This is a genomic window from Streptomonospora salina, from assembly GCF_014204715.1.
In the GTDB taxonomy this organism is placed as follows: domain Bacteria; phylum Actinomycetota; class Actinomycetes; order Streptosporangiales; family Streptosporangiaceae; genus Streptomonospora; species Streptomonospora salina.
In genome coordinates, this window is record NZ_JACHLY010000001.1 from 138,921 (window position 1) to 159,008 (window position 20,088).

At 72.8% G+C, this 20,088-nt stretch carries 17 protein-coding genes; 5 read left to right on the top strand and 12 right to left on the bottom strand.

The annotated features are described in order from the left end of the window. Positions 1-75: 75 nt before the first annotated feature. The 4 genes from HNR25_RS00625 to HNR25_RS00640 all read right to left on the bottom strand — a co-directional run bounded on the left by HNR25_RS00625 (position 76) and on the right by HNR25_RS00640 (position 3,895). On the bottom strand, positions 76-981 hold the full coding sequence (locus HNR25_RS00625) for a sugar phosphate isomerase/epimerase family protein (RefSeq protein WP_184632466.1): 906 nt from the start codon (positions 979-981) through the stop codon (positions 76-78). Further along, positions 981-2,135 (bottom strand): dihydrodipicolinate synthase family protein, encoded by a 1,155-nt coding sequence (locus HNR25_RS00630; RefSeq protein WP_184638640.1) that lies wholly within the window; start codon positions 2,133-2,135, stop codon positions 981-983. The genes HNR25_RS00625 and HNR25_RS00630 overlap by 1 nt, the downstream gene beginning before the upstream one ends. A 14-nt stretch (positions 2,136-2,149) precedes the next feature. Further along, a complete protein-coding gene (locus HNR25_RS00635; protein WP_184632468.1) occupies positions 2,150-3,307 on the bottom strand; it encodes a Gfo/Idh/MocA family protein in 1,158 nt (385 codons plus the stop codon). A gap of 246 nt (positions 3,308-3,553) precedes the next feature. Next, the gene (locus tag HNR25_RS00640) at positions 3,554-3,895 is read right to left on the bottom strand and encodes an Rv3235 family protein (RefSeq protein WP_312862280.1); all 342 of its coding nucleotides are present in this window, start codon (positions 3,893-3,895) and stop codon (positions 3,554-3,556) included. A gap of 393 nt (positions 3,896-4,288) precedes the next feature. Between HNR25_RS00640 and HNR25_RS00645 the strand changes: the two genes are divergently transcribed. Beyond that, entirely contained in the window at positions 4,289-5,104 is an 816-nt protein-coding gene (locus HNR25_RS00645) for a glycerophosphodiester phosphodiesterase family protein (protein ID WP_184632470.1), read from the top strand. 38 nt (positions 5,105-5,142) lie between these two features. Continuing rightward, positions 5,143-6,555 (top strand): MFS transporter, encoded by a 1,413-nt coding sequence (locus tag HNR25_RS00650; RefSeq protein WP_184632472.1) that lies wholly within the window; start codon positions 5,143-5,145, stop codon positions 6,553-6,555. A 92-nt stretch (positions 6,556-6,647) separates the two neighbouring features. Here HNR25_RS00650 and HNR25_RS00655 read toward each other — a convergent pair whose 3' ends face one another. Then, a complete protein-coding gene (locus tag HNR25_RS00655) occupies positions 6,648-8,087 on the bottom strand; it encodes a serine protease (protein WP_312862281.1) in 1,440 nt (479 codons plus the stop codon). A 230-nt stretch (positions 8,088-8,317) separates the two neighbouring features. On the opposite strand from HNR25_RS00655, the gene HNR25_RS00660 reads away from it, so the two are divergent. Both HNR25_RS00660 and HNR25_RS00665 read left to right on the top strand, forming a co-directional pair. Further along, positions 8,318-8,722 carry a nitroreductase family deazaflavin-dependent oxidoreductase gene (locus tag HNR25_RS00660; protein WP_184632475.1) on the top strand — a complete coding sequence of 135 codons (405 nt, stop codon included), beginning with the start codon at positions 8,318-8,320 and terminating at the stop codon, positions 8,720-8,722. Between the two features lie 400 nt (positions 8,723-9,122). Further along, entirely contained in the window at positions 9,123-9,506 is a 384-nt protein-coding gene (locus HNR25_RS00665) for an RNA polymerase-binding protein RbpA (protein ID WP_184632477.1), read from the top strand. A 92-nt stretch (positions 9,507-9,598) separates the two neighbouring features. On the opposite strand, the gene HNR25_RS00670 is transcribed toward HNR25_RS00665, so the two are convergent. From HNR25_RS00670 to lnt, 3 genes are all read right to left on the bottom strand, one after another. Further along, positions 9,599-10,393, bottom strand: a complete 795-nt coding sequence (locus tag HNR25_RS00670) for an HAD-IIA family hydrolase (RefSeq protein WP_184638645.1) — start codon at positions 10,391-10,393, stop codon at positions 9,599-9,601. A 94-nt stretch (positions 10,394-10,487) separates the two neighbouring features. Continuing rightward, positions 10,488-10,982 (bottom strand): FxsA family protein, encoded by a 495-nt coding sequence (locus HNR25_RS00675; protein ID WP_184632479.1) that lies wholly within the window; start codon positions 10,980-10,982, stop codon positions 10,488-10,490. A gap of 133 nt (positions 10,983-11,115) precedes the next feature. Beyond that, positions 11,116-12,783, bottom strand: coding sequence for an apolipoprotein N-acyltransferase (gene lnt, locus HNR25_RS00680; RefSeq protein ID WP_184632480.1), 1,668 nt, complete (start codon positions 12,781-12,783; stop codon positions 11,116-11,118). A 788-nt stretch (positions 12,784-13,571) separates the two neighbouring features. Between lnt and HNR25_RS00685 the strand changes: the two genes are divergently transcribed. After that, entirely contained in the window at positions 13,572-14,789 is a 1,218-nt protein-coding gene (locus tag HNR25_RS00685; RefSeq protein WP_184632482.1) for an ABC transporter ATP-binding protein, read from the top strand. Between the two features lie 246 nt (positions 14,790-15,035). Here the strand turns inward: HNR25_RS00685 and HNR25_RS00690 are convergent, their stop codons facing one another. The 4 genes from HNR25_RS00690 to HNR25_RS00705 form a co-directional block, all read right to left on the bottom strand. Continuing rightward, positions 15,036-15,965 (bottom strand): carbohydrate ABC transporter permease, encoded by a 930-nt coding sequence (locus HNR25_RS00690; protein WP_184632484.1) that lies wholly within the window; start codon positions 15,963-15,965, stop codon positions 15,036-15,038. Then, positions 15,962-17,308 carry a carbohydrate ABC transporter permease gene (locus HNR25_RS00695; protein WP_184632486.1) on the bottom strand — a complete coding sequence of 449 codons (1,347 nt, stop codon included), beginning with the start codon at positions 17,306-17,308 and terminating at the stop codon, positions 15,962-15,964. The genes HNR25_RS00690 and HNR25_RS00695 overlap by 4 nt, the downstream gene beginning before the upstream one ends. Before the next feature lie 84 nt (positions 17,309-17,392). After that, entirely contained in the window at positions 17,393-18,700 is a 1,308-nt protein-coding gene (locus HNR25_RS00700; RefSeq protein WP_184632488.1) for an ABC transporter substrate-binding protein, read from the bottom strand. Continuing rightward, positions 18,693-19,925, bottom strand: coding sequence for an ABC transporter ATP-binding protein (locus HNR25_RS00705; protein ID WP_184632490.1), 1,233 nt, complete (start codon positions 19,923-19,925; stop codon positions 18,693-18,695). The genes HNR25_RS00700 and HNR25_RS00705 overlap by 8 nt, the downstream gene beginning before the upstream one ends. Positions 19,926-20,088: the final 163 nt, after the last annotated feature.

The following is a 20,088-nucleotide window of genomic DNA, read 5'->3' on the forward strand; positions in this document are numbered from 1 at the left end:
TTCCCGCTCCGGGGTCCGCACCCGGGCCCCGGAACCGTCCGTGGACCGCCCGGGGCCGGGGCTGCGGACCGGCGCTCAGGCCAGGTAGCGGACGTGCCGGCGCGCCACGGTGGCCAGTACCGCGTCGGGGTCGGCCGACCACACGTCGGCGTTGAAGATCTCCACCTCGATGTCGCCGGTATATCCCGCCGCGTCCACGGCCCGGTGCAGCGCGGGGATGTCGGCGTGCCCGTCGCCGACCATGCCCCGGCCCAGCAGCGGGTCGGCCGGCAGCGGCAGCACCCAGTCGCAGACCTGGAAGGCGGCGATGCGCTCGCCGGCGCGGGCGATCTCCCGGTGGAGGCGGGGGTCCCACCACACGTGGTAGGAGTCCACGACCACGCCGACCTGGCCGACGGGGAAGCACTCGGCGACGTCCAGCGCCTGGCCCAGGGTCGACAGCACGGCCCGATCGGCGCAGAACATCGGGTGCAGGGCCTCCAGCGCCAGACACACGCCGCGCTCGGCGGCGTAGGGTGCGAGCTCGGCGATCGCCTCGGCCATGCGCTCGCGGGCGCCGACGAGGTCGCGGTCGCCGTCGGGCAGTCCGCCGACCACCACCACCAGGCAGGGCGCGCCGAGCTCGGCGGCCTCGTCGAGGGCCCGGCGGTTGTCCTCCAGCGCCGGGGTGCGGTCGCAGCCGGTGAGGAAACCGCCGCGGCAGTAGGAGGACACCCGCAGCCCGGACTCGCGCACCAGCCGGGCCGAGCGTGCGATGCCGGCCTCGGCGGCGTGCTCGCGCCACAGTCCGACGGAGCCGATGCCCGCGCGCAGGCAGCCGTCGACGGCCTCGGGCAGGCTCCACTCGTTGACGGTCTTCTGGTTGATCGACAGCCGGGCCAGTCGCGGGTCTCCGGGCTCCGGCGCGTCCCCCGCGGGCGCACCGGAGGGGACGTCGACGGCCGTAGGCGCGGCCGGACCGCCGTGCGCTCGTGCCGCCATCACCGCACCCCCGAGATCTCCAGCAGGCCGCGCATCCGGGCGACCGCCAGGTCGGGGTCGGTGAGGACCCCGGCGGCGTCGGCCAGACGCAGCGCCTCCGACAGGTGCACCAGGTCGCGGGCGCTGTGCAGGCCCCCGACCATGGTGAAGCCGGGCTGGTGCCCGTTGAGCCAGCTCAAGAACGCGATCCCGGTCTTGTAGTAGTACGTGGGAGCGGCGAAGATGTGGCGGGCCAGCGGGACCGTGGGCTCCAGCAGCGCGCGGTAACCCGCGGTGTCGCCGGCGTCCAGCGCACGCAGCGCCGCCGCGGCGGCCGGGGCGATGGCGGCGAAGATACCGAGCAGGGCGTGGGAGTGGCCGCCGGCGTCGCCTTCGATGAGCTCGGGATAGTTGAAGTCGTCGCCGGTGTAGAGCCGAACGCCCGCCGGCAGGCGTTCGCGCAGCCGCACCTCCAGCGCGGCGTCCAGCAGCGACACCTTGATCCCGTCGATGCGGGAGGCGTGCTCGGCGATGATTCCGGCGACCGTGTCGATCGCTTCGGCCGGATCGTCGTGGCCCCAGTAGCCGGCCAGCGCCGGATCGAAGGCGGTGCCCAGCCAGTGCAGAATGACGGGGCCGCGTACCTGCCGCAGCAGCCGTCCGTACACGGCGGCGTAGTCGGCGGGGCCGCGGGCGCAGGCGGCCAGGTGCCGGCTGGCCATCAGCACGGGGATGGCACCGGCGCCCTCGACGGTCTCCAGCTGTTCGGTATAGGCGGCCTCGACCTCCGTGAGCGTCGTCCCCGCGCCGGGTTCGAGGTGGTCGGTGCCGGCGCCGCAGCACACGGCGGCGCCGCGGGACGCGGCCTCGGCCGCGCTGCGGCGGATCAGCTCGGCCGTGGCGGGCCAGTCCAGACCCATGCCGCGCTGGGCGGTGTCCATGGCGTCGGCCACGCCCAGGCCCAGGTCCCACAGGTGGTGCCGGAAGGCCATGGTGGCTTCCCAGTCGAGGCGGGCGGGGGCGCCGATGGCGTTGCCGGCCAGCGGGTCGGCAACGACGTGGGCCGCTGCGTAGGCGGTGCGCGACCCGGGCGGCGGGGCGTCGGCGGCCGCGGGGGCCGGCGGTGCGCCGCGGGGGGTGAATCCGTTCAGCCGGCCGTCGGCGGTCGGCAGCATCAGTGTCGGGCCGCTCACGGCAGATCCACCTCCTCCAGCTCGACGCGGTTGCCCGAGGCGGCCGAGCGCAGCCCGGCCTCGGCCAGGTGCAGGCCCCGCGCCCCCGAGAGCAGGTCGTAGGGGAAGGAGGTACCCGCGCACACGTGGGAGATGAACTGTTCCCACTGGGTGCGGAAGCCGTTGTCGAAGACGGCGTTGTCGGGGACCTGCTCCCACTGGTCGCGGTATCCGCCCTGGTCGGAGGGGGCGTCGGGGTCCCAGAACGCGCGGGGGGTGGCGACGCGGTGCTGGATGCGGCAGTCGCGCAGTCCGGCCACGGCGCTGCCCTCGGTACCGTCGACCTGGAACTCCACGAGTTCGTCGCGGTCGACCCGCACGCACCAGGAGGAGTTGATCTGGGCGGTGATGCCGCCTTCGAGCTCGAAGACGGCGTAGGCGGCGTCTTCGGCGGTGGCGGCGTAGGGGCTGCCGCCTTCGTCCCAGCGCCGGGCGATGTGGGTGGCGGTGGTGGCGTTGACCGCGCGCACCGGGGCGAAGAGCTGCTCCAGGATGTAGTGCCAGTGCGGGAACATGTCCAGCACGATGCCGCCGCCGTCCTCGGCGCGGTAGTTCCAGCTGGGCCGCTGGGGCTCCTGCCAGCCGCCTTCGAAGACCCAGTAGCCGAACTCGCCGCGGATGGACAGCACCCGGCCGAAGAAGCCGCTTTCCAGCAGCCGGCGCAGTTTGAGCAGGCCGGGCAGGAACAGCTTGTCCTGCACGACGCCGTTGCACACTCCGGCGTCGCGGGCGAGCTTGGCCAGCTCCAGTGCCGCGCTGAGCGTGGAGGCGGTGGGTTTTTCGGTGTAGATGTGCTTGCCGGCCGCGATCGCCGAGCGCAGCGCCTCCTCGCGGGCGCTGGTGATCTGGGCGTCGAAGTAGGCTTCGATGCCGGGGTCGGACAGCACGGTGTCGAGGTCGGTGCTCCACCGCTCGACGCCGTTGGCTTCGGCGATGCGCCGGAGCTTGTCCGCGGACCGGCCCACGAGGACGGGCTCGGGCACCACCCGTGATCCGTCGGGGAGCTCGACTCCGCCGGCCTTCCTGATCGCCAGCACCGACCGCGTCAAATGCTGTCGGTAGCCCATGCGGCCGGTGACGCCGTTCATGGCGACGGCCAGCACCCGATCTTGCATGCGTCGTCCTATCACTCGATTGAGAAAGCGCTTTCCAACGTACTTTAACCTGCTTTCCGACGCCAGAGGCGTATCCGCGCACGGTGCCGGCCGCCCCGACGCCCCGACGGCGCCGATCCGGCCGGGCGCACGCCGATCGCACGGCGGAAAACCCGCCGGTGACCTGCCCGACACTAAAGGAAGGCGCTTACCATAGCCCTCGCGGGGCCCGCGCGGCGCGACCGCCGCGCGGGCCCCGCCGGCCGGTCAGCTCCCGGCCGTCGAGCACACGTCGGTTTCGATGTGCGTGCACAGCCAAGCGTGCTGGGCATAAGCCACGCGCAGCGCGAGCGCACGGCAGCGCGCACCGCAGTCGACCACCGCAGTCAGCTCGGCGACGTCGGGCGCGGGTGTGCGCAGCACCGTCCGCCGCAAGCGGGGGCTGTAGGCGCCCGCGTAGCAGCCGGCGCGGCGCAGCAGCAGCGCATAGGCGCGCCGCCCCAGCAGCGGCCGGACCTGGTGGACCGGCCGCTGCCCCGCCAGCACCTCGGCCAGGATCTGGGCGAAGCGCGACAGCTGCTGAGGGCTGCGGCGGTGCGGATAGGCCACCGGGTGCGAGCGTGCGGGACCGCGCCCGGGACGCGGCCGGCGGGTCGGGGCGTTCGGGGAGCGGCGCGCCGGCGGGTGCGAACCGCCGGTGCGGTCGACGGGCGGGGCCGGTGGGCCGGCGGGTGTGGAGGCGTGGGCGGAGGCGGTGTGGAGCTGGTGACCTGCCAAGGCTGCGTCCCTTCCGCGACGGATGCGGTCTCTTCCGCGGGCGCCGGGCGCCCGCGGAGGCGGCGGAGCCGGCGCGGCGCCGATCCGCCTCCCACTCAGAGCGCCCGGCACCGCCGCGATGCCACCTGGAATTCCAGGTTTCTCGCGCCGGTTCCGGGGCCGGCGCCCGCGCGGCCCTGGCCCGGGGCGTGGTCCCGGAACCCGGCAGCGGGCATACTGCTGGCTGTGACACACCGGTACCTCGACACACCCGCCCCCATCGCGCTGGCCCACCGCGGCGGCCGGCTCACCGACGCCTCCGGTGCCGTGGACACGTCGCTGGAGAACACCGCCGTCGCCTTCCAGCACGCCGTGGACCTGGGCTACCGGTACCTGGAGACCGACGTGCACGCCACAGCCGACGGCGTGCTGATGGCCTTCCACGACACCACGCTGGACCGGGCCACCGACCGCAGCGGCCGCATCGCCGACCTGCCCTACGCCGAGGCCGCCCGAGCGCGCGTCGCCGGGCGCGAGCCCATCCCGCTGCTGGAGGACCTGCTGGGTGCCTGGCCCCACGTGCGGCTCAACGTCGACATCAAAAGCGACGCGGCCGTGGCCCCGCTGGTGCGGACCCTGCGCCGCACCGCGGCCTGGGACCGCGTGTGCGTGGGCTCCTTCGACCAGCGGCGGGTGAACCGCGCCCGCCGGCTGTTCGACCGCCCGGTGGCCACCTCGTGCGGTCCGGTCGAGGTCGCCCGGCTACGCGCCGCCTCCTTCGCCGCACCGCTGCGCCCGCTGGCGCCGACGGTCCCGGTCTGCGCGCAGATTCCCCTCAGCCACAGCTCGATCCCGCTGGTCAGCAGCGATGTGATCGCCACGGCCCATCGCCTCGGGCTGCAGGTGCACGTGTGGACCATCAACGACACCGGCGTGATGGAACGGCTGCTGGACGCCGGCGTCGACGGCATCGTCACCGACGACACCGAGGGTCTGCGCCGCGTGCTGCGCCGTCGCGGCGCCTGGCAGGATTCCGGCGGCGACCCGGTCGCCGACCGGTAGCCGCCCCCACCGCCCCGCCCCCGGACAAGGATCCGACCATGGCCACCACTCCCCCTCCCCCGGCTTCCCCGCCGCCCGGCGCGGCACCCGGCCCGCCCTCCGCCACGGGACGCGAGCGCCGCGCCTGGTACTTCTACGACTGGGCGAACTCGGTCTTCTTCACGTCGGTCATTTCGGTCTTCTTCGGTCCGTACCTGACTACTCTGGCCCAGAACGCCGCCGGCCCCGGAGGCCGGATCAGCGTGCTGGGCTGGATGATCGACCCCACCGCGCTCTACCCCTACGCGACCTCGCTGTCGGTACTGCTGCAGCTGGTGGCACTGCCCGCCGTGGGGGCGATCGCCGACTACACCGGACGCAAGCGCGAGCTGATGGGCGTGCTGGCCTACATCGGGGCCTTCGCCACGATGGGCCTGTACTTCGTCGACGGCACCGAGTACCTGCTGGGCGCCGGCCTGTTCGTGCTGGCCAACCTCGTCCTGGGCGCGTCGGTCGTGGTCTACAACTCCTTCCTTCCGGACTTGGCCGCGCCCGACGAGCGCGACACCGTCTCTTCGCGCGGCTGGGCGCTGGGCTACCTCGGCGGCGCGCTGCTGCTGAGCCTGCACCTGGTGCTCTACCTCTTCCACGGGGCGTTCGGCCTGGAGCAGGGCCACGCCGTGCGCATCGCCATGGCGTCGGCGGGCGTGTGGTGGGCGGTGTTCACCCTGATCCCGCTGACGCGGCTGCGCAACCGCTACCGCGGCAGCGTGCTGACGGGCACCCGGCCCGCCGAACCGGGCCGGGCCACCACTTCCCGCATGGTGACCGGCAGCTTCGTCCAGCTCTGGCACACCGTGCGCAGTCTGCGCGCCTACCCCCGGACACTGCTGTTCCTGGTGGCCTACATCCTGTTCAACGACGGCATCCAGACCGTGATCGCGTTCGCGGCGACCTTCGCCGACCAGGCGCTGGGCCTGGGCCAGGAAGTGCAGATCGGCGCCATCCTGATGGTGCAGTTCGTGGCCTTCGGCGGTGCGCTGGCGGTGGGCGCGATCGGGCGCCGGCTGGGCACCAAGCGCACGATCCTGGGCAGCCTGGTCGTATGGACGGCGGTGGTGGCCGTGGCGCCGCTGCTGAGCGAGGGATCGGCGGTGCAGTTCTTCATCCTGGCGTTCTTCATCGCCATCGTGCTGGGCGGCACCCAGGCGCTGTCGCGGTCGCTGTTCTCCCACCTGGTCCCGGCCGGCAAGGAGGCCGAGTATTTCGGCCTCTACGAGATCAGCGACAAGGGGTCGGCGTTTCTGGGGTCGCTGGCGCTGGGGGTGGCGCTGGACGCCACCGGCGGCGACTACCGGCTGGCGATCCTGTCACTGGTGGTGTTCTTCGTCCTGGGCTTCGCGGTCCTGGCTTCGCTGGGTGTATCCCGCGGCATCCGCGACGCCGGCAACACCGTGCCCGACGCCGTCTAGAACCGCCGAGAACCCGGCCGGGGACGGGTCGCGTGTGCGGCGCGGACGGGTGTCCGCCCGCGCCGCCCGGACCGGCCCGGCCCCGGCCGGTCCTACCGGAATCCGCGCTCGACCCGCTCCCGGCGCTCGCCGGCGTCGTCGAGTTCGGGCACCCGGTCGGCCATAGTGGCGGGCTCGTCGCCCACGCCGCTCCAGCGGCGCAGCGCCGCGGTGGCCGCCGAGCGGTCCTCGCCGGACAGCGCGGCGATGTCGGCGCCGTGGTTGGCACCCGGGGCGACGAAGCGCATGGTGTCACGCTTGCCGAGGACCCTGAAGGGCTCGGCGCCCCACGGGTCGTACTCGCCGTCGACGAAGAGCATGCGCTCGGACCGGTGGGTCACCCAGTGGTCGATGTCGGGCATGGCCCACCGGTCGAAGCGCGGGACGTCCATGTCCTCGGGCAGGTAGCTGCCGGCCTGGAACAGGCCGGGGTAGCGCAGCAGGCCGTCGAGGTGGCGCGTGGGCACGCTCGGGGTCCCCAGCTGGGTGGCGGCCTGGAAGTAGTAGGGGATGTAGGGCTCGGTTCCCTGGTCGGTGTAGAAGGCGAACCCGGCGACCTCGTCGAGGAACGCCGCGATGTCGCCGGTGGAGGCCTCGGGCGCCGGCACGTCGGCGCAGGCCTCGGTGTGGGGCTGGTATTGCCAGAACGCCCAGGGGGTGTCGAGGACGAGCATCTCCAGGGCCTTGTCGGCGCTGCCGAGGGAGCGGTGGAAGGTCCAGCCGTTCTCCTCGGCCCGTCCCCTGTAGTGGTCCACGAGCTCGTCCCGCCGCTCCAGCGCCGCGCGCTGGAGGTCCTCCAGGCCCCGCCGGCACCGGGGGTCGTCGCCGACGGTGCGGAAGAACCGCCGGTAGGCGTGGTCCTCGTGGTCGAGGACGTCGTTGGGGGCGACGTAGGCGACGGTGCCGTCGACGTCGCCGGGGTAGAAGCGGCGGTGGTAGACCGAGGTCATGCCGCCCTTCGAGGCTCCGGTCGAGATCCACTCCCGCTCGTAGACGTCGTCGAGCGCCTCGACGAGGCGGTGGTGGTCGGCGGCGGCCTGGCGGATGTCCAGATCGTCCCAGTCGGCGGGGTCCGGGCGGGAGGGCTCGAAGAACCGCTGCTCGGTGGAGATCTGGTTGCCGTCGACGATGCGGGTGGGCTCGCTTCGGAAGGCGCCGAGGCCGACACCGTATCCGCTGGTGTGCAGTACGGTGGGCCGGTCGAGGCCGCGGTGCAGCAGGGTCAGGCGCTGTTCGAAGCTGTCGCCGCCGGGGGCGGCGTGGTCGGCGGGCTGCTCGTACCCCAGGACGAAGTAGCGGAATCCGGGTGCGGTGTCGGTCTCGTCGATGATGCGCAGGCCCGGTACTGCCTCGATCCGGTCGGTGATGTCGCCGGCGGCGGGAGCGGGGTCGGCGGCGGCCGGTGCCGCGGTCAGCAGCAGTGCGGTCGCGGTCAGCAGGGCTCCGGCGGCGCTGCGCCGGGACGGTTCCGTGTGCGGTTTTCGGGCGGTCACCCGTCGAACCTCCTCGGTAGGGGGCCGCCCCGGCGGGGGTGGCGGGGCGGGTCGTTTACCGACTGACCGATCATTCGGTGCGCCGCGTCCGCAGTCAAGCGGTCGCCGCGTGTCGCGGGTCCCGGTGTGGCCGGGGCGGATCCGCCGCCGCGGATGGCTATGCTGGCCAGTCGGCCGAGACGACGACGGCGCCGCCGCCTCCGGGCGGTTCCGGCGCGGAAGGGGAGCACATGCTGTTCGGCAAGGAGCACGTCGAGCGCTACCGCGCGACCGACGGCGCGGAGGGCCACGAGTGGAACGGCACCACGGTGCTGCTGCTGACCACAACCGGACGCAATTCCGGCGAGCCGCGCACCACGCCGCTGATCTACCGGCCCGACGGCGGGGCCTACGTGGTCGTGGCCTCCAACGGCGGCGCACCCGACCACCCGCAGTGGTACAAGAACCTGCAGGCCGACCCGCAGGCGCGGGTGCAGGTCGGAGCCGAGGAGTTCGGCGCCCGGGCGCGCACCGCCGCCCCCGGGGAGAAGAGCCGGCTGTGGTCCTCCATGGCCGAGGTGTGGCCGCAGTACGACGAGTACCAGAAGAGCACCGACCGCGACATTCCGGTCGTGCTGCTGGAGCCCGTGTCCTGACGTCCGCGCCGCGGCGGCCCACCCGGGCGGCCGCCGGCTCCGGCGACCGCCCCGGTACGGGAATCCGGCCCCGGTGGCGGTGCGTTGGAGCTGACGGCCGGGGAGGGCCGCGCGCGCCGCGGTACGCCGACGGCGGGGAGCGGCCTGCCGCCCGGCGTCGGCTCACCGGCCGATCCCGGTAAAGATTGTGTCAAGACCGCACGGGGAATGCAGGGGTGCGACCGGGCCGTGTGCTCGGCGTTGTGCGCCCGTGTCCTGTGGCTACTACCGTTCGGCGCGCCCCGGTCACCGGCGACCGGGCATTATCGCACGGTTGGTTCACCGATGTGCGGGGAATCTTGGCACGGACCGACGTGTTAGACCCATGTATCCCGCAAGAGCGCCTGGAGGCACGCAACCGATGGCCGAGCGAGCACTTCGCGGCACACGACTCGGGGCGACGAGCTACGAGAACGACCGCAACACCGACCTGGCACCGCGCCAAGAGGTCACCTACGACTGCCCTCGGGGTCATCGCTTCCCCATCACGTTCGCGACCGAAGCCGAGGTCCCCACGAACTGGGAGTGCCGCTTCTGCGGCGAGACCGCGCTGATGGTCGACGGCAAGGAGTCGCAGGAGAAGAAGGCCAAGCCCGCGCGGACCCACTGGGACATGCTCCTGGAGCGCCGCAGCATGGAGGACCTCGAAGAGGTCCTCAACGAGCGCTTGGAGCTGCTCAGGTCCCGCCGCAGGGAAGAGCAGGAGCACATGGAGGCGATCGCCGAAGAGCGGCGCAGCGCCTGAGCACCGGCAGGGGGCGCGCACGCGCGAGGGGCGGAGGCGGGAGGGCCTGACCGCCCCTTCGCATGTGCGCGGATCCCGCTCGTGCGGCGGGTTCAGGAACCCTGAGCCTGGTCGGCGGTCGTGTCCTCGCCGAAGGGGTCGCGGGTGTGGCCCACGAGGTCGGCCACCGAATTCAGGACCTTCGTCGGGCGGTAGGGGAAGAGCTCGGCCGTCTCGCGGCCGGAGATCCCCGACAGCACCAGCAGCGACTGCAGGCCCGCCTCCAGTCCGGAGCGCACGTCGGTGTCCATGCGGTCGCCGATCATGACGGTGCTCTCGGAGTGGGCGCCCAGCGCCCGCAGCGCCGAACGCATCATCAGCGGATTGGGCTTGCCCACGTAATACGGCGCTCGCCCGGTCGCGCGCTCGATCAGCGCCGCCACCGCGCCGGTGGCCGGCAGCGACCCTTCGCGACTGGGCCCCTTCTCGTCGGGGTTGGTCGCGATGAACCGCGCGCCGCTCTCCACCAACCGGATCGCGCGGGTGATCGCCTCGAAGCTGTAGGTGCGGGTCTCGCCCAGCACCACGTAGTCGGGGTCGCGGTCGGTGAGCACGTAGCCGATGCTGTGCAGCGCGGTGGTCAGGCCCGACTCCCCCACCACGTAGGCCGATCCGCCGGGCCGCTGCTCGCGCAGGAACCGCGCGGTGGCCAGAGCGGAGGTCCAGATGGATTCCTCGGGGATGTCCAGGCCGCTGCGCCGCAGGCGGGCCCGCAGGTCGCGCGGCGTGTAGATGGAGTTGTTCGTCAGGACCATGAAGCCGATTCCGTTCTCCCGCAATTCGGAGACGAACACGTCGGCGCCGGGGATGAGGTGCTCTTCGTGCACCAGGACCCCGTCCATGTCCATGAGGTAGTTCCACGGCTTGTCGTCGTTCACGCCCGCAACACTACCGCCGGGGATCCGGTCCGGCCGGGCGGTGCCCGGCCCGGATCGGCCGGGATCACTCGTCCTCGACGATGCGGCCCCGCACGACGCGGCCGCCGCCGGGGGCGCGGCCGTCCTTGCCTCCGGGCTCGGGCGGGATGCGGCCGCCCCGGGCGACGAACTCGGCCTCGGCGGCGTCGCGCATGCGGGTGACGCGGCGCTCGGCCCAGGCCGCGAACGCCCAGCGCAGCGCCGGTCGGGTGAAGGGCAGCGCCATCACGGCGCCGAAGGCGGCGGTGACGAACCCCGGGGTGAGCAGCAGGATGCCGCCCACCATCAGCATCAGCGTGTCCAGCAGCCCCGACTGCGGAGGCGAGCCGGTGCGCATGGCCTCGTTCGCCTCGCGGAAGGTCTTGGTTCCGGCGCTGCGCAGCACGACGACGCCCGCGGCGCTCAGCGCGAACAGCAGCGCGACGGTCCAGGCGACGCCGATCTGCTGGCCGACCATGATCATCAGCCAGATCTCCAGGAAAGGCAGCGCCATCAGCGCGATGACGATCAGCAGGGGCATGGGCACCATCCTCGACTCGGCCGGTCTCCCTGACGGGTACAACGCCTGAACGGCCCTGAGCGTTCCCGCACCGGCCACAGCGGATCGGGATCCGCCCGGGGCGACCGATCCGGTCCTGTGCTCCCGCTCAGGCTCACTGCGCCGCCTCCGGCGGATCGGCCCCGCCCGCGCCGCCGGACCGCCCGCCCCGGGCGGGCTCGGCGCGTGCCCGGCGGAGGCCCCGCCCGGCCGCCGCCGCGAGCGCGCCCAGCGCCAGGGCGCACAGAGCGGCTTCGGGCAGCGCCCCCAGGCGGGTGGCCGGAGTCTGCCCGGTCATGGCGGGGATCTCGGCGACGTGCACCGCCGGCTCGGCCTCGGGCGAGCGGTAGTCGATCCGGCCCCCGGCGGTGACCACGGCGCTGATGCCGCTGGTGGAGGCCACCACGGCGGGGCGGCCGTGCTCGACCGCGCGCAGCCGGGTGATGGCCAACTGCTGATCGGATTGGCCGGTGAAGTTGTAGTTGGCGTTGTTCGTGGGGACCGCGATGATCTGGCCGCCCGCGGCCACCGCTTCGCGGACCGGCCGGTCGAAGGCCACGTCGAAGCAGATCGCGGTGGCCAGCGCCGTACCGCCCATGTCCAGCGCGCCGGGCTCGGTTCCGGGGACCGCGTCGCTGCCGACCTGGTCCAGCCGCTCGACGAAGCGGGTGAAGAAGTCCCGGTAGGGGACGTACTCGCCGAAGGGCACGAGGTAGCGCTTGGTGTAGTGGTCGACCGGCCCCGCACCGGGCTCCCACACCACGCTGCGCACCTCGCGCTCGGTGCCGTCAGCGCTGTAGCGGGTGATCCCGAACAGCAGGGGGGCGCCGATGTCGCGGGCGGCAGCGTCGATCATGTCGGCGGCGGCCGGGTCGGCGTAGGCGTCGATGTCGCTGGCGTTCTCCGGCAGCACCACGAGGTCGGGCCGGGGCGCCTCGCCGGCCTCGACGCGCTCGGCCAGCCGGTGCACGCCGTCGACGTGGTTGCCCAGCACCTCCATGCGCTCGCCCAGGACGCTCATCTGCCCCACGCCCGGCACGTTGCCCTGGACGAGGGCGACGGTGGCGGTGTGGTCGACGGCGGGCGCGGTGGCGGCGGGCAGGACCGCGCCGGCTCCGGTGAGCGCGACGGCGCCCGCGAGCAGGCCGGCGGCGGCCGGCGCCCGGCGCGCCCGGCGCGGCCGGCGGGCCAGGCGCAGCGCCGCCGCCAGCAGCAGGGCGCCTACCAGCGCCACGGCGAACGTGGTCAGCGGCGACGATCCCGCGGCCGCATAGCCGGTGAAGGGGGTGTCGGGCTGGGCGAAGGCGAGCTTGCCCCAGGGGAATCCGCCGAGCGGGAACCGGGCGCGCACGGCTTCCTGCAGCACCCACAGCGCCGCGGTCCACACCGGCCATCCCGGCAGCCGTACGACCAGGGCCAGGCCCGCGGCCATCGGGGCGAAGTAGACGGCCTCGGCGGCGGCGATCAGCAGCCATACGTCCGTGCCGAGGACGTCCTGCCAGCGCAGCAGGGGAACCATCAGCGCCGCGCCGCAGACCGCGCCCAGCCACGCCGCGCGGCGCGCGCGGGCGCCCATGACGGCAAGAGTGAGCAGGGCGGCGCCGACCGGTCCGAGCCACCAGAGGCCGTACGGGGGCAGGGAGAGAAGTTGGCACAGCCCCGCCGCCGCGGCCGCGAGGGCGCGCGGGGCGGGGCCGGTCAGCGAGCTTCGAGGGGGTTGCCGGACCGCCGGAGCGGCGGCCTGCGCGTTGTCGCCCGTGTCCTGGGCGTCGTCGGTAACCACGCCGGGCTCGCTTTCACCAAAGTTGGGGGGACGCGGAAAAGGCCCGAAAGCACCCTTCGGACCGGATCCGTCTCGTCGGCGGCGAGCGCGGAGACCGTTGTCTACTGGATGTTCGGGCCTTCTCCGGGTCCAACCCCCCGCCCGGCCGCGGAACCCCGGTCCTTATCAGGCCGGCGAACGCACCTGGTGCGTGGTGCGACGCCGGGCAAGACAACGACCGGACCGCTCGACCGGTCCGTCCAGTGCTGGACTGGTCCGTAGATTACCCAGACTCGCAGCCGTACGCCGCAACGCTTCGCCGACGTGTCGGGGAGAGGAATCCCGCCCGCTCACGCACGCGGAGCCTGCGAGACGACCGGATCCGGGCAACCGTCGCCAGGCTAACGCACCCGGGGACCGCACGCCAGTCTGCCCACTCGGCGGCGGGCGCACCTAAACCCCCTCTATACAGCGCCGTGCGCTGCACCGACACACGGATCGCCGCGGTTTCGGGGACGCTCGGCACCCCGCGCGCGCCGGAGCGTGCGCGCACGGCGATACGGGATCCGCAAGCGCGGAGCCGGACGCCGGCGCGCGGCCCACCGCCCCGCCGCGCCGTGGCCCGCGCCACACGCGCGACGCTCGTCTCACATCGTGAACGCAATCGGATCGAAATCGCGCGAACTATCGACAGATCGGCGCCATTGATGTTCAGTATTGGTCAACACATCGATATAGAGCGATCACCACAGCGGACAAGCCCGATCCCGCGAGCCGGGGCGGGCCACGGACACGGGAGCTGTTACCCCATGGCGAAGATCGTCCTGGACGGCGTCGACAAGGTGTACTCCGGCGGAGTCAAGGCCGTCGACAACCTGAACCTGGAAATCAACGACAGCGAGTTCATGGTGCTCGTCGGACCGTCGGGCTGCGGCAAGTCCACCGCCCTGCGGATGATCGCCGGCCTGGAGGAGATCACCGGCGGCGACCTCTACATCGGCGACGACGTGGTCAACGACCGCCCGCCCAAGGACCGCGACATCGCGATGGTCTTCCAGAACTACGCGCTCTACCCGCACATGACCGTCGAGCAGAACCTCGCCTTCGGCCTGAAGCTGCGCAAGATCCCCAAGCAGGAGATCCAGAAGCGCGTACAGGAGGCCGCCTCGATGCTGGGGCTGGAGACCTACCTCAAGCGCCGCCCCGCCGCCCTCTCCGGCGGCCAGCGCCAGCGTGTGGCCATGGGCCGGGCCATCGTCCGCGAGCCCCAGGCCTTCCTCATGGACGAGCCCCTCTCCAACCTCGACGCCAAGCTGCGCGTGCAGATGCGTGCCTCGCTGAACCAGCTGCACGAGCGCCTGGGCGTGACCACCGTCTACGTCACCCACGACCAGACCGAGGCCATGACGCTGGGCGACCGCGTCGCGGTGCTGCGCGACGGCCGCCTGCAGCAGGCCGACACCCCCAAGAACCTGTTCGACCACCCGGCCAACCTGTTCGTCGCCGGCTTCATCGGCTCTCCCGCCATGAACTTCATCAACGCCGAACTGCAGAAGGACGGCGCGGGCGCGGTGCTGAAGTTCGCCGAGCACAGCCTGGCCGTGCCCGAGTCGGTCGTCGAAGCCCGTCCGGGCCTGCGCGACTACATGGGCACGGAGATCATCCTGGGCATCCGCCCCTCCGACTACGAGGACGCCACGATCACGGGCAACGGATCCGGCGTCACCATGGAGGCGGTCGCCGACGTCACCGAGGAGCTGGGCACCGAGATCAACGTGATCTTCTCGGTCAACGCCCCTCCGGTCCGCCACGAGGAGGCCGCCGCCCTGGCCGCCGACGCGACCGGCGACGGCGAAGACGCGGACTCCGGACTCTCGCTGAGCAGCGAGGACAAGGCGCAGTTCACCGCCCGTGTCAGCCCGCGCAGCTCGGTGCGCCCCGGCGGCACGATCTCGCTGGCCGTCGACATCAGCCAGCTGCACTACTTCGACAAGGACAGCGGCCTCGCCATCGGCCACGCGGGCTGATCGCGACACCCTTCCCCGGCCGCAGCGGGCCCTCCCCTCCCCGGCCGCCGCGCTCGCCCGCGGCGGCCGGCCCGGTCCGCGGCATCCGACGGGCTCCGGGCGCACCGCCCCGGGGCCCGTCGGCGGTTCGGGTCCGACGCCGGACGCCGCGACGCTCACCGCGCGAGCCGCACCCCTCCGCGGCCTCCGGGGCGGCCGCGACCGGACGGTTGGCCCGGAGGAGCCCGCACGGTCGGCGGTACGCCGCTATTTCACCGCTCCGGCCATCACGCCCTGCACGAAGTACCGCTGGAAGGCGAAGAACACCAGCAGCGGCACGATCATCGACAGGAACGCGCCCGATGCGATCACGTCGATGTTGGCCCCGAACTGGCGCATCTCCGACTGCAGGGCCACGGTCATGGGCCGGCTGGTCTCCGCGGCGAAGACCAGTGCGACCAGCAGGTCGTTCCACACCCACAGGAACTGGAAGATGCCCAGCGAGGCGATCGCGGGACCGCCCAGCGGCAGGATCACCCGGCGGAAGACGGTCGGTTCCGTGCCGCCGTCCATGCGCGCCGCCTCCAGCAGGTCCCGCGGAATGGACGCGAAGAAGTTGCGCAGCAGGAAGATCCCGAAGGGCAGCCCGAATCCCACGTGGAACAGCACCACGGCCGGGATCGACCCGTACAGCGGCGTGCCGCCGTACAGGCGGGAGATGGGCACCAGCGCCACCTGGATCGGCACCACCAGCAGCCCCACCACGCCCAGAAACAGCCAGTCGCGGCCGGGGAACTCCAGCCAGGCGAAAGCGTAGGCGGCCAGAGCGGCCACGACCACGATGATCAGTGTGGAGGGCACCGTGATCAGTACCGTATTGGCGAAGGACGCGACGAAGTCGGGGTTGTCCAGCAGGTTCGCGTAGTTGCGCAGAGTGATCCGGGCGGGCTCGGTGAACACGGTCCACCACCCCGACGCGGCGTTGTCCGCCGACGAGCGCAGGCTGGAGAACAGCAGGCCCAGGGTCGGCACCATCCAGAACAGCGCGATGAGGATCAGCAGCACCTGCACCAGCCCCGACCCGGCGCGCGCCACCAGGCGCGCGGCCGGCGAGCGGTGCGGCGCGCCCTCGCCGCCCGGTCCTGGAGGTGCGGCGCCCTCCTGGGCCGATGCGGCCGGTTCGGCGTGTGCGCTCATCGCTCCTCCCGGCGGAACCGTCGGATCTGGAAGACCATCGCGGGCACGACCAGGATCAGCAGGAACACCGCGAGCGCGCTGCCCAGCCCCTGGTCGCTGGCGCCGAAGGAGACCTGCCACATCTCCAGTGCCAACACGTTGGCGTCGGCGCGCACCGATCCCGGCGCGATCACGAACACGAGGTCGAAGATCTTCAGAACGTAGATCATCAGGGTCACGAAGACCACCATGAGCACCGGGGACAGCAGGGGCACGGTGACCCGCCTGAACACCTGCCACTCGGTCGCCCCGTCGACGCGGGCGGCCTCCAGCGACTCGCGCGGGATGGCCGAGAGCCCGGCGGCGATCAGCACCATGGCGAACCCCGCCCACACCCACAGATAGGCGGCGATGATGGCGGGTGTGATCAGCGTGGGGCCCAGCCACGTCACCCCGTTGTAGGGATCGGAGAAGTTGGAACCCGACAGCCGCAGCGTGTACCGGCCGTCCTCCAGCCCGGTCAGAGCGAACGTGCCGTCGGCGCCGGTGGCGGTGGCCGCCACCGCGTCGCCGTCGCGCACCGCCTCCACACGCAGCGCGGGAAGCCCGGTCTCGCCGGGGTCGACGGCTCCCTCCCGCCCGCCGCCTCCGCGGGTGAAATCCATCCACACCGTCCCGGCGACCTCGCCCCGGCCCGCCCGGGGCTCGACCGCGTCCTGGGCGTCTGCGGGCAGGTTGTCGGCTGAGACGCCCACCAGCGGAAGGGCCACCGCGTCCCCGGGGGCGACGGGGTCGGCGAGCCGGTAGCCGCCGCCCGGCGCCTCCTCCAGCGGCGCACCGTCGCGCGGACCGGCGCCGGGATAGGCACCGGTGGGGGCGATCGTGTCCTGGACGGTGGTGATGGCCGCGTTGGCCAGGCCGCGGTCGGGGTCCTGCTCGTAGACGATCCGGAAGATCACACCGGAGGCGAGGAAGGAGATCGCCATCGGCATGAACACCACGATCCTGAAGGCGGTGGCCCAGCGGATGCGCTCGGTCAGCACGGCGAAGATCAGCCCGGCCGCGGTCACCACGGCCGGCGCCACCGCGATCCAGATCACGTTGTTGCGCAACGCGGTGAAAGTGTCGGCCCGGGTGAACATCCGGACGTAGTTGTCCAGCCCGACGAACTCCGCACCCGCGGCGTCCCACAGGCTGCGGTAGACGGAGAACAGGATCGGGTAGACCACGTAGACGCCCAGGAACAGCAGGGCGGGCAGCAGGAAGAACAGCGCCAGCCACGGCGGCGGGCCCAGACGGCCCCGCCCGGCCCCGGGACCGCCGGCCTGCTCGTCCTCACGGGCGGGGGCCTCCTCCGCGGTCACCGCATCCGCCCGCCTTCCGCGTCCCCGCGGCGCAGCGGCGCCGCCGGAGCCGGCGCCGCCCTCGTCACCGTCGCCATGTCGGCGCTACTCCGCGTTCGCGGCGGCCCGCTCCAGCCGCTGCGCCGCGGCCCCGGGGTCGGAAGGATCGCGCAGGAAGTCCTGCAGCACGGCCCACATCCCCTTGCCCTCGGTCGCGCCGAACCGGCTGGGCACCTGGTCGGAGAGGTCGTAGCGGACGTCGTCGCCGGACTCCAGGATGGTCTGGGCCAGCTCCTGGGTGAACTCGTCGGGGTAGGCGCCGGCCTCGACCCCGGAGTTCGCGGAAAGGTAGCCGCCCAACCCCGCCCAGTCGGTCTGGGCCTTCGACGACGCCAGGTAGGCCACGAGCCGCTGCACGCCCTCGGACTCGCTCATGGCCACGGCGATGTCGCCGCCGACCACGACCGGTGCCCGCTCGCCCACGGCCGGGAACGGGAAGGCCCGGGCGGTCTCGCCGACCGTGGCGCCGGCCTCCTGGGCGCTGGCGGCGACGAAGTCGGCCTCATAGACCATGGCTGCCTGCTCCTGGCCGTAGACCTGCGAGACGCAGGTGGGGAAGTCGGTCTGCACGGCGCCCCGCGTGCCGCCGGCCATCCAGTCGCTTTCGCTCCACACGTCCGACAGGGTCCGCAGGGCCTGCACGACGCTGTCGTCGGTCCAGGGGATCTCGCGGTCGGCGAGCCGGTCGTACTTCTGCGGTCCGGCCTGGGCGAGATAGACGTTCTCGAACCAGTCGGTCAGCGTCCACCCGGAGGCTCCGCACATGGCGAAGGGGGTGATTCCGGCGTCGGACAGCGTGGGCGCGGTGGTTCCGGTCATGGCGTCCCAGGTCTCGGGCGGATTGACGCCCGCCTGGTCGAAGGCCTCGGGCCGATACCAGACGACGGACTTGTGCGCCGCCTTGAGCAGCACGCCATAGGAGTCGCCCCCGACCGAGCCCAGGTCCTGCCAGTAGTCGGTGTAGTCCTCCTCCAGGCGTGCGGCCGCGTCGCCGGACAGCGGCACCAGCGCGTCCTGCGCGGCGTACTCCGCAAGCAGGCCGGGTTGGGGGAGCACGGCCACATCCGGCGGCTCGCCCGCCTCGATCTTGGGACCGAGGTAGGCGCCGGTGTCCTCCCCGGTGGACTCGTAGGTGACGGTGGCGCCGGTCTCCTCCTCGAAACCGGACAGCACCTCGGTGAAGTTGTCCTCCTCTACGCCGGTCCATTTGGCCGCCACCAGCAGCTCCACGCCGGCGAGGCCCCCGGAGCCGCCGGAGGGCGCCGATCCCGGGCTGCAGGCGGTGGCGGCGACCAGGGCCGCGGCCGCCGATACGGCCACCGCTGCGCGTCCGGACCGCAGGTGCTCACGCATGTGTTCCCTCTCTCCGCTGGGGGATGGAGTCCGGATCGCCCCGGATGGCGTCTCCCGTGGCAGGGTCGAAGAAGTACAGGCGCCCGGTGTCGACCCGCACCCGCAGCGGCCGGCCGGTGCGGGCCCGGGAGCGAGGGCTGAACCGGGCGACGGCGCCGCTGTCCGGGGCCGCGGCGTCGATCCCGTCGGCGCCGGCGTCGCGCGCGAGTTCCCGGGTGTCGTCGGTGACCACCGGCGGCGCGGGCAGCCGGAAGTGCACGAGCAGTTCAGGGCCCAGCGCCTCGACGATGTCGGTGGTGGAGGTCAGTACCGTTTCCCGCTCTCCGTCGCGGAGTTCGGCGTCGTCCATGTCCTCGGGCCGGATGCCCAGGGCGACCTCGCGGCCCAGATACGCGCGCAGCCCGGGACGCCGCTCCAGCAGCGAGGCGGGCACGGCGAGCGTCTGCCCGCCCAGCTGCACGCGGGCGGCGGAGCCGTCGGCGTCGAGGCGGCCCTGCAGCAGGTTCATCGCCGGCGAACCGATGAATCCGGCCACGAACAGGTTGGCCGGGTGGTCGTAGAGCTCCTGGGGCGGGGCGGCCTGCTGCAGCAGGCCCTTCTTCAGCACCGCGACGCGGTCGCCCAGCGTCATGGCCTCGACCTGGTCGTGGGTGACGTAGACGGTGGTCACGCCGAGGCCGCGCTGGATCCGGGAGATCTCGGCGCGCATCTGCACGCGCAGTTTGGCGTCGAGGTTGGAGAGGGGCTCGTCCATGAGGAAGGCCTGGGGATCGCGGACGATGGCCCGGCCCATGGCCACGCGCTGGCGCTGGCCGCCGGAGAGGTTGCGGGGGCGGCGGTCCAGATGCTCGGTCAGACCCAGGGTCGCGGCTGCGGCCTCCACCCGCCGTTTGATCTCGTTTCTGGGGCGCTTGCGCAGCTGCAGCCCGAAGCCGATGTTGTCGCGCACGGACAGGTGGGGATAGAGCGCATAGCTCTGGAAGACCATGGCCACGTCGCGGTCGCGTGCCGGGGTGCGGTTGAGGACGCGGCCGCCGACGGTCAGCGTGCCCGAGCTGATCTCCTCCAGCCCGGCGACCATGCGCAGCGCCGTCGTCTTGCCGCAGCCCGACGGACCGACGAGGACCAGGAACTCGCCTTCGGCGATATCGAGGTCGAGCCCGGTCACTGCGCTCGTCCCGTCGGGGTAGGTCTTGCCGATCCCGGACAGGTGGACCCGCGCCATTCGCGCCTCCGACGCCGTTCGCCATTCGGATAGGCAGCGGCCGACCCCGGCCGCGTCAGGCGGGCTGCGTCACACGGGCTCGTGACCCGTGCCACACCAGCGCTCGCACTCTTGTACCAGCCGACGCCGCGATGTGCACAGCCCCCGCCACAGCGGTGTTACC

Bases quoted from the DNA above. Each gene is read 5' to 3' on its own strand.
- HNR25_RS00625 (WP_184632466.1), bottom strand. From the start codon at position 981: ATGGCGGCACGAGCGCACGGCGGTCCGGCCGCGCCTACGGCCGTCGAC.
- HNR25_RS00630 (WP_184638640.1), bottom strand. From the start codon at position 2,135: ATGCTGCCGACCGCCGACGGCCGGCTGAACGGATTCACCCCCCGCGGC.
- HNR25_RS00635 (WP_184632468.1), bottom strand. From the start codon at position 3,307: ATGCAAGATCGGGTGCTGGCCGTCGCCATGAACGGCGTCACCGGCCGC.
- HNR25_RS00650 (WP_184632472.1), top strand. From the start codon at position 5,143: ATGGCCACCACTCCCCCTCCCCCGGCTTCCCCGCCGCCCGGCGCGGCA.
- HNR25_RS00660 (WP_184632475.1), top strand. From the start codon at position 8,318: ATGCTGTTCGGCAAGGAGCACGTCGAGCGCTACCGCGCGACCGACGGC.
- HNR25_RS00665 (WP_184632477.1), top strand. From the start codon at position 9,123: ATGGCCGAGCGAGCACTTCGCGGCACACGACTCGGGGCGACGAGCTAC.
- HNR25_RS00670 (WP_184638645.1), bottom strand. From the start codon at position 10,393: ATGGACATGGACGGGGTCCTGGTGCACGAAGAGCACCTCATCCCCGGC.
- HNR25_RS00675 (WP_184632479.1), bottom strand. From the start codon at position 10,982: ATGCCCCTGCTGATCGTCATCGCGCTGATGGCGCTGCCTTTCCTGGAG.
- HNR25_RS00685 (WP_184632482.1), top strand. From the start codon at position 13,572: ATGGCGAAGATCGTCCTGGACGGCGTCGACAAGGTGTACTCCGGCGGA.
- HNR25_RS00690 (WP_184632484.1), bottom strand. From the start codon at position 15,965: ATGAGCGCACACGCCGAACCGGCCGCATCGGCCCAGGAGGGCGCCGCA.
- HNR25_RS00700 (WP_184632488.1), bottom strand. From the start codon at position 18,700: ATGCGTGAGCACCTGCGGTCCGGACGCGCAGCGGTGGCCGTATCGGCG.
- HNR25_RS00705 (WP_184632490.1), bottom strand. From the start codon at position 19,925: ATGGCGCGGGTCCACCTGTCCGGGATCGGCAAGACCTACCCCGACGGG.